Genomic DNA, 14168 nt, shown 5'->3' on the forward strand with positions numbered 1-14168 from the left:
TTTGAGAAAGACACAATGTCGCCAAAACGCGGGCGGACCGAAAACTCATAATGCCAGTACTTTATCATCACCCCATGTCGACATCCTCCCGGTTCATCCGGCTGGTGCTTGCAGAATACGGCTATCAGGTCGATCTCGTTGAAGAGCAGACCTGGGACAAGCGCCGTGACTTTCTGGCGCTCAATCCCGCCGGGACGCTGCCTGTCTACGTGGACGACAGCATGCGGGCGCTCTGCGGCGCGACTGTCATTTCCGAATATCTCGACGAAACCCATGGCGTGCTGAAGCGCGACCGGCGGCTGCTTGCCGAAGACCCGTTCCAGCGCGCGGAAATCCGCCGTCTCGTCGAATGGTTCATGCAGAAGATGGAAACCGACGTGACGCGGCCGCTGGCCCGCGAGCGCGTCTACAAGCTGCAGATGACCGCCGAACAGGGCGGCGGCGCACCTGACTCCAAGATGCTGCGCACGGCGCGCAACAACATTCGCCAGCATATGAAATATGTGACCTGGCTTGCCGGTTCGCGCCAGTGGCTGGCAGGCGAGCGGATGAGCTATGCGGATCTCGCCGCGGCGGCCTCGATCTCGATCCTTGACTATCTCGGCGAGATCGAATGGACCGAAGCGCCGATCGTCAAGGACTGGTACCAGCGCATCAAGTCGCGCCCGTCTTTCCGGCCGCTGCTCAACGAGCGCGTTCGCGGCCTGACGCCCGTTTCTCATTACGCCGACCTGGATTTCTGACGGGGGCCCTCGATGCCCGTACGATCAGAGGAAGACAAAGAGCGAAAGAAGCGCGAAAGCCTGACGGCTTTCGTGCGTGCCGAAGCGGCTGCCCTCGGCTTTGAGCTCTGTCGCGTCACCCGGCCGGACTCCATTCCCGAAGCGAAGGCTCGGCTCGGTGAATTCGTCGATGCCGGACGTCACGGCACGATGGAGTGGATGGCCGAGACGCTGGAGAGGCGCGGCGATCCGCGCACGCTCTGGAGCGATGTGCGCTCGATCGTGGTTTTCGGGCTGAACTACGGCCCGGAAGAGGATCCGCGCGGCATCCTTGCCAAGTCGGACAAGGCTGCGATCTCCGTCTACGCACACAACCGCGATTATCACGACGTCATCAAGGGCCGTCTCAAGGAGATCGCGACGCGCTTTGCGGCACGGTCAGGTGCCGATGTGAAGGTCTTCGTCGATACCGCGCCGGTGATGGAGAAGCCGCTCGCCGCCGCTGCCGGGCTTGGCTGGCAGGGCAAGCATACGAACCTCGTCAGCCGGACGCATGGATCCTGGCTGTTTCTCGGCTCGATGTTCACCACCGCCGACCTCGATATCGACGCGGCGGAGAGCGATCACTGCGGTTCGTGCCGAGCCTGCCTCGATGCCTGTCCGACTGATGCCTTTCCGGCGCCCTATCAAATCGATGCGCGGCGCTGCATTTCCTATCTGACGATCGAGCACAAGGGACCGATCGCTGCCGAATTCCGGCCGCTGATCGGCAACCGCATCTATGGCTGCGACGATTGTCTGGCCGCCTGTCCGTGGAACAAGTTTGCCGCCTCGGCATCCGAGATGAAGCTCCAGGCGCGCGAAGACCTGAAAGAGCCGTCGATCGCTTTCCTGCTGACGCTGGATGATCCAACTTTCCGCACATTCTTCAGCGGCTCTCCAGTCAAGCGGATCGGGCGGGACCGCTTCATCCGCAATGTGCTGATCGCCGCCGGCAATTCGGGCGATCGGGAATTCATCGGCATATGCCGTGATCTCAGCGCCGATCCCGCACCCGCCGTGCGCGGCATGGCGATATGGGCACTGTCGCGGCTGATGAGCGCTGGCGAATTTTCTTCATTTGCGGCAGAAAGGCCCAATGAGGAGGACGACGAAGTCCTCGACGAATGGCGCATGGCGGGAGCAATGGCATGAAACTGGTGATCTTCGGCTGCGGTTACTCCGGAATGGCGATCGCCAAGGCTTTTGCTGCGGCAGGCGCACATGTCTGCGGAACGACGCGCAGCGCCGAGAAACTCGGCCACCTCACCGCAGCCGGTATCGAAGGCTTCATCTTCGATGGCGAGACGTTGAGCCCCGAGCTTGCAGCGGCCATGCGCGGCACAACCCATCTCGTGCAATCGATCGCCCCCCGCGAGAGCGGCGATCCGCTCATCAATATCGCCGGTTCAGAGCTCGCGACGCTGATGCCGGAGCTGCAATGGATCGGCTATCTCTCGACGGTCGGAGTCTATGGCGATCACAAGGGTGCCTGGGTTGGCGAGGATACGGTCTGCGTTCCGGTTTCCGGGCGCTCGAAGGAACGGCTGGAGGCCGAGCAGGCCTGGGCCGATACCGGCGCGGCACTCGGCATCCCGGCAGCGATCCTTCGTCTCTCCGGCATTTACGGGCCGGGACGTAACGCTTTCGTCAATCTAGAGCGCGCCACGGCGCGGCGGCTGATCAAGAAGGACCAGGTCTTCAACCGGATCCGTGTCGAGGATATCGGCGGTTCCGCCCTATTCCTGTCCAAGGAAAAGCTCGGCGGCATCTATAATGTCACCGACGATCTTCCGGGTCCGCCGCAGGATGTGATCGTCGAGGCGGCCCGCCTGATGGGCGTCGAGCCGCCGCCTGAGCAGGCCTTCGAGACTGCCGAACTGACGCCGATGGCACGCTCTTTCTATGGAGAGAACAAGCGGGTCTCCAACGCCAAACTGAAGACTGCCGGCTTCGCTTTCGCCTTCCCGAACTATCCGATGTCCCTCGCCCAGATGTGGCAGGACGGGCGCTGGAAAACTAACACTTCCGAATTAGCAAAATAACCCTTCAAAGAGCAGAAAATTCCTACTTCCGAATTTTCTCAATCAAAATTTCGCGCCGATTTATGGTTAACGGCCTCTAAATTTGCGCAAATACGGCACCAAATATGGCGTTCCGGCAAAATTATTTTTGTGATCACCGTAACATTCCGTGAGCAGACTCTGGTCGCGGAAAAATTGTTCTAATTTTACCTGATTCTATTATCTTTTTTCCATGATTGCGGCAGCAAGACTTTATTGACCTTAATGCGCACGGAATCACGAATATTACAGACTGTAACATTCCGTGATCGATAGTGGCACTTTTTCGCCACTTTTGGACGGATTCAAGCCCTCACCGCCCCCAAGGCGCAAGTTCAATAGTTGAGGGATACTCCGTTTTGAGGAAAACCAGCCGTTCTCTAATCACTGCCGCGGCAATTGCAGCCTGTTCTTTCATCCTTCCCGCCGAAGGATTTGCTGCAGCTGGATGTGGTGGTGCTTCGTGGTACGCACTGCACTCCAAAACTGCTTCCGGCGAACGTATGAACCCCGCCACCCTGACTGCCGCACACCGCTCTCTGAAATTCGGCACCAAGCTCAAGGTCACCAACCGCAACAATGGCCGTAGCGTCATCGTTCGCGTCAACGATCGCGGTCCGTTCATCCGCGGCCGGGTTCTCGACCTGTCGCGCGCTGCCGCTCAGAACATCGGCATGGTCAGCACCGGCACCGCCAAGGTGTGCTACGAAGTCGTCGCCTCCCGCTAAGGCGTCCATATGCTTGCGCCGTTGAGCGCTTGCTCTTGCCGTCAATCGCGTTTACCACGCGCTTGAGACTTGTGAATTATCCGCTGCATCTGTCTTCCTTCTCGCGGATCGTTCACAAGCCGTTGGCAACAGGAGACTTGTGAATGCGTTTGGGCGGCCGCCTCGAAGGGGCGATTTCGGTTCTTGCTGACATCGAGCAGCGAAAGAGACCTGTCGCCGACGCGCTCAAGGACTGGGGCCTTGCCCATCGCTTTGCCGGATCCGGCGACCGCGCCGCAATCGGCAACATCGTCTACGACGCGCTTCGCATGCGCCTGTCGCACGCTTTCCTGATGGATGACGACAGCCCGCTGACGCTCGCCTATGCCGTCATGCTGCGCCAGTGGGGCTTCACCCTGGAAAGCCTGGCCGCCGAACTTTCCGGTGACAAATTTGCGCCGCCCGAACTGCCGGCCAACGCCGCCGCAGCCTTTGCCGAGCGCGATCTCGCAGACGCACTTCCCTATATTCAGGGCGATATCCCGGAATGGGTACAGCCCTCCTTCGAGACAGCCTTCGGCGACAGCTGGCTTGCCGAGGCGCAGGCACTTGCCACGCGGCCAACACTCGACCTGCGCGCCAACATCCTCAAGGCCAGCCGCGAGAAGGCCGTGAAGGCGCTGGAGCGCTCGGGAGCGCATGAGGCGAAGATCGCGCGATACGGCATGCGCATACCGGCCGGCGAAGGCGCCTCACGACTTCCAAACGTCACGGCCGAGCTTTCGTTCCAAAAAGGCTGGTTCGAAGTTCAGGACGAAGGATCGCAGATCGTTGCCGATCTGGTGCTGCCGAAGGACGGTGAGCAGGTTCTAGACTATTGTGCTGGTGGTGGCGGTAAGACGCTCGCCATGGCGGCCGCGATGCACAACAAGGGCCAGGTTCACGCCTATGACGCCGACCGCAAGCGGCTGGCGCCGATCATCGAGCGCCTCAAGCGTGCGGGAACGCGCAACGTTCAGGTTCACGACGATGCCAAGGCGCTTGCTGCGCTGACGGACCGCTGCGACAAGGTGCTGGTCGATGCGCCCTGCACCGGCACCGGCACATGGCGCCGCCGCCCGGATACCAAGTGGCGGCTGACGGCCAAGAACCTCGACGAGCGCACCAGCCAGCAGCAGGATGCGCTGACGCAGGCAAGCGCCTTTGTGCGTCCCGGCGGCGAGCTGATCTACGTGACCTGCTCGGTCCTGCCGCAGGAGAACGAGGAACAGGTCCGCAAGTTCACGGCCGATCATCCGGAATTTGCGATCGTCAGAGCCCTGCCCGCCTGGAACGGCCTGTTCGGCGCCGGCGCGCCGCAGCCGCGTTCCTCCGACCAGGCAACGATCACGCTGACCCCGGCATCGACCGACACCGACGGCTTCTTTTTCTGCCGGATGCAGCGCAAGGCTTGAGGCTTTTTGCCGCCGATCGCTGGGGTCGATCCGCTTTTTGGAAACGTCAGCGTTTTAGCGTTTCCGGTCCTTAAAACCATTCCAAACTAGAGTGTTTGACACAAGTTTGCTTTTGGGCGATGAGACTCCGGCATTTCAGACGGAGATCCGTCACAGGAGAGGACCATGAAGCTCAACAAGAATGTCTGCGTAGCATTGGCGCTGGCGGTAGCCCCCCTATCCGCCGCACCGGCTTTCGCAGCCGCCCCGAAGGCCGCTGACGTCGTCAAGCATTATGCCGACGTCGGGCATGCGAAATACGAAGACTCGCTGACCACCGCAAAGGCGCTCGACGCCGCCATCGACGCCTTCCTGAAGGCACCGACGGACGAGACGCTGAAGGCCGCCCGCGACGCCTGGATCAAGGCCCGCGTTCCCTACCAGCAGACGGAAGTCTACCGCTTTGGCAACCCGATCGTCGATGACTGGGAAGGCAAGGTCAACGCATGGCCGCTGGACGAAGGCCTGATTGACTATGTCGACGCCTCCTACGGCACCGAGAGCGACGAGAACTCGCTCTACGTCGCCAACGTCATCGCCAACAAGACGATCAAGATCGATGGCAAGGATGTCGACGCTTCCAAGCTGACGCCCGAATTCCTCTCCGGCACGCTGGCTGAAGCAGGCGGCGTCGAAGCCAACGTTGCGACCGGCTACCACGCCATCGAGTTCCTGCTCTGGGGCCAGGACCTGAACGGCACCGGCCCGGGCGCAGGCAATCGCCCGGCAACCGACTACGATCTCAAGAATTGCACGCACGGCAATTGCGACCGCCGCGCCGAATATCTGAAGTCGGCCTCCACGCTGCTCGTTTCCGACCTGCAGGAAATGACCGACAACTGGGCTCCCGGCGGCGCTGCGACCAAGCATGTCGAGGAAAATGCCAAGGCTGGCCTCACCGCCATCCTGACCGGCATGGGTTCGCTCTCCTACGGCGAGCTCGCCGGCGAGCGCATGAAGCTCGGCCTGCTGCTGCACGATCCGGAAGAAGAACACGATTGCTTCTCCGACAACACCTACAACTCGCACCTCAACGATGCGATCGGCATTGCCGCTGCCTACACGGGCGAATACACCCGCGTCGACGGCACCAAGATGACCGGCCCGTCGCTGCACGACCTCGTCGCCGCCAAGGACAAGAAGCTCGACAAGGAAGTTGCAGGCAAGCTGAAGACGACGCTCGACGCCATGCACGCCATGGCCAAGCGCGGCGAGACGGTCGAGAAGTACGACCAGATGATCGGCGAAGGCAACAAGGAAGGCAACGCTGTCGTCCAGGCCGCCATCGACGGCCTCGTCGACCAGACCAAGTCGATCCAGCGCGTTATTGCCGCACTCGACCTCGGCAAGGTTGAGCTTGAAGGTTCGGACAGCCTGGATAATCCTAACGCTGTCTTCAAATAAGCAATAAAGGCGGGCCGTCCTGCAGAAGGGCGGCCCGAACTCCGAAATGCCAGATCAACGGGCTCGCCGTCTCTATTTCAGCGTCGCGCTTCTCGCCACGCTTGCCGGCCTTCCCGTCGCGCTCGCCGCCAATTTCGATCTGCCGCTGAAGCGCACCGATCTTTCCGACGCCGACATGAAGCGGGTCGCCGATGTGACGCGGCCGACGACAGACTTCTCGAAAGCCGAGCCCTACGAGGCGATGCAGGCGGGTGCCGCAACCTCGATCGACCCTGTCACCGAAGACAGTTTCTCGCATATCTCCGCAAATATTCCCTTCGAGGAAGAGCAGAATTTCAGGCTCGGCAACGCGCTGTTCAAGAAGCTCTGGGTGTCTGCGCCCTCCTCCACACAAGCTTCCGATGGCCTAGGCCCGCTGTTCAACGCGCGCTCCTGCATGAGCTGCCACGTCAATGACGGCCGCGGCAAGCCGCCGGAAGGCGGCGTCAGCACCACATCGATGTTCCTGCGGCTGGCCCGCACGCCGAAGACGCCGGACGAGGAAAAGGCGATCGCCGACGCCGAGACCGTCAACTTACCCGACCCCATCTACGGTCACCAACTGCAGGACCTCGCGGTGCCCGGGCTTGCGACCGAGGGACGGATGAAGATCAGCTATACCGAAAAACCAGTTACGCTTTCCGGCGGCGAAGTCGTGTCGCTGCGCGCGCCCAGCTATTCCGTGACCGATCTCGCCTATGGCCCGCTCGATCCGGCGACGACGATCTCTCCGCGCGTCGCGCCTGCGATGATCGGCCTCGGGCTTATCGAGGCGATCGCGGCTGCCGATATCCTGGCGCATGCAGATCCCGACGATCGCGATGGCGACGGCATATCGGGCAAGGCCGCAATCGTGCGCGATCACCTGACCGGGCAGATCGCGCTCGGCCGCTTCGGCTGGAAGGCGCAGAACGCCACGGTTCGTGACCAGAGCGCCGATGCCTTCTCCAACGATATCGGCATCTCCACCCCCGACCGGCCGGACGCCCACGGCGACTGCACCGACGCCGAGACCAAATGCCGCAAGATGCCGACCGGCGTGCAGAAGCGTCTCGGCAACGAAGAGGCGCCGGGCCCGGTTCTCGATCTCGTGACCTTCTACTCCGCCAATCTGGCGGTTCCTGCCCGGCGCAAGGCGAGCTTTGCCGATACGCTGCGCGGCAAGCAGCTCTTCTACCAGTCCGGCTGCGCCTCCTGCCACGTTCCGAAATTCGTGACGCGCCGCGACACGGCTGAAAAAGCTCAATCTTTTCAGCTGATCTGGCCCTATTCCGATTTCCTGCTGCATGACATGGGCGACGGTCTTTCCGACGGGCAGCAGGTCGGCCTTGCAAGCGGACGTGAATGGCGCACGCCGCCGCTATGGGGTATAGGACTGACCCGGACTGTCAGCGGACACAGCTTTTTCCTCCATGACGGCCGCGCCAGGAACCTCACCGAAGCAATCCTCTGGCATGGCGGCGAAGCAGAAAAAGCCCGCGATGCATTCTCCTCTCTGCCGAAAGACGATAGAGAGGCCCTGATCAGATTCCTGGAGTCCCTGTAATGCGCCTTTGGCAACCTCTCGTTCTCTCGCTTGCCCTTGCCGGTCAGGCTGCCGCCCAGACGGCGCCGGCGCCGTCGGGCCTCAACGAAGACGCGGTGCCGCAGGTGATGGCGCGCGCCGTCGACGAGGTGATCCGTCCGGGTTACCGCAACATGCAGCAGTCCGCCGCCCGCCTGACGACGGCGATGAAGGACCTTTGCGCCGACGGCACGCAGCAGACGCTCGACAAGGCGAAATCGACCTTCGACGACACGATCCGCTACTGGTCGAATATCGAGATCGTCCAGACCGGACCGGTCATTCACGACAACCTCTTCGAACACATCCTGTTCTTCCCGGATCGCAAGGGCGTTGGCCTGAAGCAGGTTCAGGCGCTGATCGCCAAGGCCGATCCGCAGGACGCCACGGTCGACGCGATCGCCGGCAAGAGCGTCGCGCTGCAGGGCCTGACGGCGCTGGAATATGTGCTCTACGGCAATGGTTCCGACGACCTGACCAAGCAGAAGAACGGCTTCCGCTGCCAGTATGGCGCGGCTGTTGCCGGAAACATCCAGCGCGAGGCCGGCGAAGTCGTCGCCGCCTGGGAAAAGCCAGATGGCGTCCAGGCGAGCTGGAAACATCCCGGCCCGGACAGCGAAGACTTCATGGACAACAAGGAAGCCGTGACGGCTCTCCTCGGCATCCTCGTTCACGGCGCCGAGACGGTTCGCGACCAGCGGCTCGAGCAGTTCTACAAAGGCAAGGATGCAGCTCCGCGCCCGCGCATGGCGATCTACTGGCGTTCGAAGAACACCTGGAAATCGATGGCCGCCAATATCGAGGGACTGCGCACGCTCTGGCAGAAGGCCGGTATGGCCGAACTGCTGCCCGCCGACAAGAAGCCGATAGCCGATGCGATCGAGGCCAACTTCAAGACGCTGCTCGATACCGTACCGAAGCTCAATCCTGATATCGATGTTGCGACCAGCGATGCCGAAAGGGCCAAGCTTGATGCGTTTCTGGCGACCAGCCGCGACCTGATCACCAAGATCAGCGACGATTACGGCGGCGCGATCGGCCTTTCGGCCGGCTTCTCCTTCTCCGACGGGGACTGAGCCAGATGTGGCGCAGCGCGGCGATCGACCGGCGCAGCTTCGTCAAGGCCGCAGGCGTGACCTTCCTGGCCGCGCTGCAGCCGCGCAGCCTTTTCGCGCTCGAGCGCGCCGACGCCGTCTATGCCTCCGGCATCCGTGCGGCGGATGGTTCCTTTGCCGTTGCGACCGTCACCGAACGCGGCGAGATCATCGATCAAGTCGAGCTGCCCGCCCGTGCCCATGGCATGGCATTCAGCAAGGCGACCGGCAAGACCGTGGCCTTTGCCCGCCGCCCGGGCACCTATGCGATGATCTTCGATCCCTGGAACAAGGGCGAACCCATCGTCATCACCTCGATCGAGGGGCGGCATTTCTACGGACATGGGAGTTTCTCGCCCGATGGCCGCATCCTCTATGCCAGCGAGAACGATTTCGACGGCAATCGCGGCATGATCGGCCTCTACGACGCCACCAATCGCTTCGCTCGGATCGGTGAATACGAGACTTTCGGCGTCGGGCCCCATGACATGACCGTTTCCGATGACGGACGGATGCTGATCGTTGCCAATGGCGGCATCGAGACCCATCCGGATTTCGGCCGTACCAAGCTCAATCTCGATGCGATGCAGCCATCCCTTGCGCTGATCGACGCGGCGACCGGCGCGCTGATCGAGAAGCGGACGCTGCCGCAGCAATGGGCGCAGGTCTCCACCCGCCATGTCGATCTCGATGCAGATGGCCGCGTCTGGTTTGCCTGCCAGTATGAGGGATCGCGGCGCGACCTTCCGCCGCTCGTCGGGCATTTTTCCAAGGGCGAGGATCTGACCCTCATCGACCTACCGGAGGAGACGACGCGCCGCCTCGGCAGCTATGTCGGCGCCATCGCCGTCAATCGCGCCGACCGGCTGATCGGCATCACGTCGCCGAAGGGGCTCTCGGTGACGATCGATGCCCGCACCGGCCGGATGGTCTCCGAGGATTCGTTGCCCGAAGCCGCCGGGATCGCACCGGCCACGCATGGTTTTGCCGTCTCCTCCTATGACGGCGAATTCCTCTCGGCCGATAGCGATGTGGCATGGGATCAACACATCGTGCGAATTGCGCGCCAGCGCATCTAGGGGTGCTGGACCATGGAATATGCCGCCCTAGCTCCGCGGCATGAGCAAAGCCCTCACCTATCTCGTCCTCATTGCCGTCTCGCTCGGAGGCGGGCTGCTGATCGGCACCAACAATCTTCCCGGCGAATGGTACCAGTCGCTGGCCAAGCCGGCCTTCAATCCGCCGAACTGGGTTTTCGGACCGGTCTGGTCGATCCTCTACATCCTGATTGGTATTGCCGGCGCACGAACCTGGATGCGTGGCCATCTTTCGGCGGCGATGCTGATCTGGGCGGCGCAGATGGTCTTCAACTTTCTCTGGTCACCCTTCTTCTTCGGCGCCGAAATGCCGCGTGCAGCCCTCTTTATCATCATCGTCCTGCTGGCATTGGTCATCGCCTTCATCGCTAACCGATGGCAGGCGGACCGTCTCTCGGCCGCGCTTTTCCTGCCTTATGCCGTCTGGGTCGGGTTTGCGACAGTTCTCAACGCCTCGATCGCCTACCTGAACTGAATTGCCTTCCGCCATCCTTGTCGAATCCGGCGCGCCATGCCACTTTCGCCGCTCGAAGGGGACAAGGTATGAGCGTCGGCAATAGCGGAGACTTCCGCGAACGGATCAGGCAGAGCTTCTCGCGCCAGGCGGCAATGGAGACGATCGGGGCGGAATTGACGCGCGTCGAGCACGGGGTCGTCGAGATCGAGCTGCCGTTCGACGTGAAGCTGACGCAGCAGCACGGCATCCTGCATGCGGGCATCATCTCCGCCGCGCTCGACAGCGCCTGCGGTTTTGCCGCCTACACGATGATCGACGCGGATGCCTCGATCCTCACGATCGAATTCAAGGTCAACCTGATGTCTCCCGGCCGGGGCGATCGCTTCCTGTTCCGGGGAGAGATCACCAAGCCCGGCAGCAACATTATTGTCGCGGACGGCCGCGGCTACGCGATCGGCGATGGCCCCGCGAAACTGATTGCATCGATGACGGGCACGATGATGGTCGTGCGAGGAAGAGAGGGAATTACCGGATGAAGTTCGAGCTGAAATCCGTTGCCGGAAAATCGATCCTGTTCGTGATGGCAGCGGAGGCTGAATACGGCCCGTTCCTCAAGTCCCGCTTCGAACCACTGATGACCGGTATCGGCCCGGTCGAGGCCGCGATTGCGATGACGAAGACGCTGGCTAGGCTCGACGCGACCGACGATCTGCCGCAGCTCGTCGTCTCCCTCGGCTCGGCCGGTTCGGCAAAGCTCGAGCAGACCGAAGTCTATCAGGTCTCGTCCGTCTCCTACCGCGATATGGACGCCTCGCCGCTCGGTTTCGAGAAAGGCAAGACGCCTTTCCTCGACCTGCCGGCGACGCTTGACCTGCCGCTGCGCATTCCCGGCATTCCCGAGGCTACGCTTTCCACGGGCGGCAACGTGATCTCAGGTCCCGCCTATGCCGATATCGCCGCCGATATGGTCGACATGGAAACCTTTGCGATCCTGCGCTCCTGCCAGGGATATAATCTGCCGCTGATCGGCCTGCGCGGCATTTCCGACGGCGTCGAGGAGCTGCAGCATATTTCTGGCTGGACCGAGTATCTTCATGTCGTCGACCGCAAGCTTTCCTATGCCGTGGACAGCCTGTTTACGGCGCTGGAAGACGGCGTATTCTGGTTCTGAAAGCCTTGATAGCAGGGACAATCGGGACAATAAAATCCGCCACGCCCCGATTTCCCGCATTGCAAGAACGGGTGCTTTTCATTAAAGGCTCGCCATGACCCAGACAGCACATCCCGACAGCGTTCTCATCGTCGATTTCGGCAGCCAGGTAACCCAGCTGATCGCGCGCCGCGTGCGCGAAGCGGGGGTCTACTGCGAGATCGTTCCCTTCCAATCCGCCGAAGAGGGCTTCAAGCGCCTCCAGCCGAAAGCCGTGATCCTGTCCGGCAGCCCGGCCTCGACGGTCGATGAAGGATCGCCCCGCGCTCCGCAGATCATCTTCGACAGCGGCCTGCCGGTGTTCGGTATCTGCTACGGCCAGCAGACGATGTGCATGCAGCTCGGCGGCAAGGTCGAGAGCGGCCATCACCGCGAATTCGGCCGCGCCTTCCTCGAAGTCGACGAAGACAGCAAGCTCTTCGAAGGCCTCTGGTCGAAGGGTTCGCGCCATCAGGTCTGGATGAGCCACGGCGACCGCGTCACGGCGCTGCCTGCAGGCTTCAAGGTCGTGGCGACCTCGCCGAACGCACCTTACGCCTTCATCGCCGACGAGAAGCGCAAGTATTACGGCGTGCAGTTCCACCCTGAGGTCGTGCACACGCCCGATGGCGCCAAGCTGATCGGCAACTTCATTCACAACATCGCCGGTATCAAGGGCGACTGGTCGATGTCGGCCTACCGCCAGAAGGCGGTCGACGAGATCCGCAAGCAGGTCGGCGACAAGCGCGTCCTCTGCGCGCTCTCCGGCGGCGTCGATAGCTCGGTTGCGGCCCTGCTGATCCACGAGGCCATCGGCGACAAGCTGACCTGCGTGCTCGTCGATCACGGCCTGATGCGCAAGGACGAGGCGGCCAATGTCGTCGCCATGTTCCGCGAACACTACAATCTGCACCTGATCCATGTCGATGCCTCCGACAAGTTCATCGGCGAACTCGAAGGCGTCAGCGATCCTGAAACGAAGCGCAAGATTATCGGCCGCCTCTTCATCGAGACCTTCGAGGAAGAGGCCAAGAAGCTCGGCGGCGCCGACTTCCTCGGCCAGGGCACGCTTTACCCCGATGTCATCGAAAGCGTTTCCTTCACCGGCGGCCCGTCGGTGACGATCAAGTCGCACCATAATGTCGGCGGCCTGCCGGAGCGCATGAACATGCAGCTCGTCGAGCCGCTGCGCGAACTCTTCAAGGACGAAGTACGCGTACTCGGCAAGGAGCTCGGCCTGCCCGATAGCTTCATCGGCCGCCACCCCTTCCCGGGTCCGGGTCTCGCGATCCGCTGCCCGGGCGGCATCACCCGCGAAAAGCTGGAGATCCTGCGCGAAGCTGATGCCATCTATCTCGACGAGATCCGCAAGGCCGGCCTCTACGACGCGATCTGGCAGGCATTCGCCGTGCTGCTGCCGGTCCAGACCGTCGGCGTCATGGGCGACGGCCGCACCTACGAATTCGTCTGCGCGCTGCGCGCCGTGACCTCGGTCGACGGCATGACGGCGGATTTCTATCACTACGATATGGAATTCCTCGGCCGCGCCGCGACCCGCATCATCAACGAAGTCCGCGGCATCAACCGCGTGGTCTACGACGTGACGAGCAAGCCGCCCGGCACGATCGAGTGGGAGTGATCCTCACTCCCACGGCCTAGAAGCCAAGCGACTGCTGGGCCGGCTCGGGCGGGCCCAGGTTGACGCCTTCGAGCTCCAGCATCCTTGCTTTCGAATTCGACCCGCCAGGGGCGGAGAAGCCGCCGAGCTTGCCGCCGGCTGCGAGCACCCGGTGGCAGGGGATGATGAGGGCGACCGGGTTTTTGGCCATGGCCTGACCGACGTCGCGGGCCGCTTCCGGGCCGCGGCCGAGCTCCTTGGCGAGCGTGCCATAGGTCGTCGTCCGGCCCCAGCCGACGCGGCGGGCGGCGGCATAGATTTCCCGGAAGAACTCGTGCTGATTGGACAGATCCACCACCACATCCGAGAAGTCCACGGTCTCTCCGGCGAAGTAGCGTTTGACGGACTCGATCGTCGCTGCGACCGCGGCTGGCGGATCGGCGCTCACGCCTGACGACAGGCGTCTTAGCAAGAGCTGCTCGGTCGAACTTTCAGTCTTTGTCGGCAGCTGGAAGCGGGTGATTCCGGCCGCATTCCAGGCGATGCCGCAATAGCCGCCAGCGGTCTTGAATATGCAGTAGTGATGCGTTGCCTCGCTCATGACGCAACCTCCATGATTGACTGTCCTCAAGATCGTATGCGCACAGCGGAGCTTCAACCCGTTTCTTGCCTGATGCACAGG

General features: G+C 62.2%; 14 protein-coding genes. 13 read left to right on the forward strand and 1 reads right to left on the reverse strand.

The genetic code is table 11. The features are described 5' to 3' along the window. Positions 1-50: 50 nt before the first annotated feature. The 13 genes from ACQZ5H_RS17665 to guaA all read left to right on the forward strand — a co-directional run bounded on the left by ACQZ5H_RS17665 (position 51) and on the right by guaA (position 13507). Positions 51-743 (forward strand): glutathione S-transferase family protein, encoded by a 693-nt coding sequence (locus ACQZ5H_RS17665; protein WP_130279268.1) that lies wholly within the window; start codon positions 51-53, stop codon positions 741-743. Between the two features lie 12 nt (positions 744-755). Further along, complete coding sequence (gene queG / locus ACQZ5H_RS17670; RefSeq protein ID WP_449098538.1) at positions 756-1916, forward strand: tRNA epoxyqueuosine(34) reductase QueG; 1161 nt, start codon at positions 756-758, stop codon at positions 1914-1916. Further along, positions 1913-2806, forward strand: a complete 894-nt coding sequence (locus ACQZ5H_RS17675; protein WP_449098539.1) for an SDR family oxidoreductase — start codon at positions 1913-1915, stop codon at positions 2804-2806. Before queG ends, ACQZ5H_RS17675 begins: the two co-directional genes overlap by 4 nt. A gap of 377 nt (positions 2807-3183) precedes the next feature. Continuing rightward, positions 3184-3552: a septal ring lytic transglycosylase RlpA family protein gene (locus ACQZ5H_RS17680; protein ID WP_162708644.1), complete on the forward strand. Its 369-nt coding sequence runs from the start codon at positions 3184-3186 to the stop codon at positions 3550-3552. 143 nt (positions 3553-3695) lie between these two features. Continuing rightward, the gene (locus ACQZ5H_RS17685; RefSeq protein WP_449098540.1) at positions 3696-4985 is read left to right on the forward strand and encodes an RsmB/NOP family class I SAM-dependent RNA methyltransferase; all 1290 of its coding nucleotides are present in this window, start codon (positions 3696-3698) and stop codon (positions 4983-4985) included. A 165-nt stretch (positions 4986-5150) separates the two neighbouring features. Then, positions 5151-6428, forward strand: a complete 1278-nt coding sequence (locus tag ACQZ5H_RS17690; RefSeq protein ID WP_112713894.1) for an imelysin family protein — start codon at positions 5151-5153, stop codon at positions 6426-6428. A gap of 46 nt (positions 6429-6474) precedes the next feature. Continuing rightward, on the forward strand, positions 6475-8013 hold the full coding sequence (locus ACQZ5H_RS17695; protein ID WP_449098541.1) for a di-heme oxidoreductase family protein: 1539 nt from the start codon (positions 6475-6477) through the stop codon (positions 8011-8013). Next, positions 8013-9107, forward strand: coding sequence for an imelysin family protein (locus tag ACQZ5H_RS17700; protein WP_130279273.1), 1095 nt, complete (start codon positions 8013-8015; stop codon positions 9105-9107). The genes ACQZ5H_RS17695 and ACQZ5H_RS17700 overlap by 1 nt, the downstream gene beginning before the upstream one ends. Positions 9108-9112: 5 nt before the next feature. Next, positions 9113-10204, forward strand: coding sequence for a DUF1513 domain-containing protein (locus ACQZ5H_RS17705; protein ID WP_449098542.1), 1092 nt, complete (start codon positions 9113-9115; stop codon positions 10202-10204). 40 nt (positions 10205-10244) lie between these two features. Beyond that, positions 10245-10697, forward strand: a complete 453-nt coding sequence (locus tag ACQZ5H_RS17710) for a TspO/MBR family protein (protein ID WP_449098543.1) — start codon at positions 10245-10247, stop codon at positions 10695-10697. A 68-nt stretch (positions 10698-10765) separates the two neighbouring features. Further along, the gene (locus tag ACQZ5H_RS17715) at positions 10766-11215 is read left to right on the forward strand and encodes a PaaI family thioesterase (RefSeq protein ID WP_112713905.1); all 450 of its coding nucleotides are present in this window, start codon (positions 10766-10768) and stop codon (positions 11213-11215) included. Further along, the gene (locus ACQZ5H_RS17720) at positions 11212-11850 is read left to right on the forward strand and encodes a 5'-methylthioadenosine/S-adenosylhomocysteine nucleosidase (RefSeq protein ID WP_449098544.1); all 639 of its coding nucleotides are present in this window, start codon (positions 11212-11214) and stop codon (positions 11848-11850) included. Before ACQZ5H_RS17715 ends, ACQZ5H_RS17720 begins: the two co-directional genes overlap by 4 nt. Before the next feature lie 94 nt (positions 11851-11944). After that, complete coding sequence (gene guaA / locus ACQZ5H_RS17725; protein ID WP_449098545.1) at positions 11945-13507, forward strand: glutamine-hydrolyzing GMP synthase; 1563 nt, start codon at positions 11945-11947, stop codon at positions 13505-13507. Positions 13508-13523: 16 nt separating this feature from the next. Here the strand turns inward: guaA and ACQZ5H_RS17730 are convergent, their stop codons facing one another. Continuing rightward, positions 13524-14087: a methylated-DNA--[protein]-cysteine S-methyltransferase gene (locus ACQZ5H_RS17730; RefSeq protein ID WP_449098546.1), complete on the reverse strand. Its 564-nt coding sequence runs from the start codon at positions 14085-14087 to the stop codon at positions 13524-13526. Positions 14088-14168: the final 81 nt, after the last annotated feature.

It is taken from the genome of Rhizobium sp. 21-4511-3d (genome assembly GCF_053522545.1).

Bases quoted from the DNA above. Each gene is read 5' to 3' on its own strand.
- ACQZ5H_RS17665 (WP_130279268.1), top strand. From the start codon at position 51: ATGCCAGTACTTTATCATCACCCCATGTCGACATCCTCCCGGTTCATC.
- queG (WP_449098538.1), top strand. From the start codon at position 756: ATGCCCGTACGATCAGAGGAAGACAAAGAGCGAAAGAAGCGCGAAAGC.
- ACQZ5H_RS17675 (WP_449098539.1), top strand. From the start codon at position 1,913: ATGAAACTGGTGATCTTCGGCTGCGGTTACTCCGGAATGGCGATCGCC.
- ACQZ5H_RS17685 (WP_449098540.1), top strand. From the start codon at position 3,696: ATGCGTTTGGGCGGCCGCCTCGAAGGGGCGATTTCGGTTCTTGCTGAC.
- ACQZ5H_RS17690 (WP_112713894.1), top strand. From the start codon at position 5,151: ATGAAGCTCAACAAGAATGTCTGCGTAGCATTGGCGCTGGCGGTAGCC.
- ACQZ5H_RS17695 (WP_449098541.1), top strand. From the start codon at position 6,475: ATGCCAGATCAACGGGCTCGCCGTCTCTATTTCAGCGTCGCGCTTCTC.
- ACQZ5H_RS17700 (WP_130279273.1), top strand. From the start codon at position 8,013: ATGCGCCTTTGGCAACCTCTCGTTCTCTCGCTTGCCCTTGCCGGTCAG.
- ACQZ5H_RS17705 (WP_449098542.1), top strand. From the start codon at position 9,113: ATGTGGCGCAGCGCGGCGATCGACCGGCGCAGCTTCGTCAAGGCCGCA.
- ACQZ5H_RS17710 (WP_449098543.1), top strand. From the start codon at position 10,245: ATGAGCAAAGCCCTCACCTATCTCGTCCTCATTGCCGTCTCGCTCGGA.
- ACQZ5H_RS17715 (WP_112713905.1), top strand. From the start codon at position 10,766: ATGAGCGTCGGCAATAGCGGAGACTTCCGCGAACGGATCAGGCAGAGC.
- ACQZ5H_RS17720 (WP_449098544.1), top strand. From the start codon at position 11,212: ATGAAGTTCGAGCTGAAATCCGTTGCCGGAAAATCGATCCTGTTCGTG.
- guaA (WP_449098545.1), top strand. From the start codon at position 11,945: ATGACCCAGACAGCACATCCCGACAGCGTTCTCATCGTCGATTTCGGC.
- ACQZ5H_RS17730 (WP_449098546.1), bottom strand. From the start codon at position 14,087: ATGAGCGAGGCAACGCATCACTACTGCATATTCAAGACCGCTGGCGGC.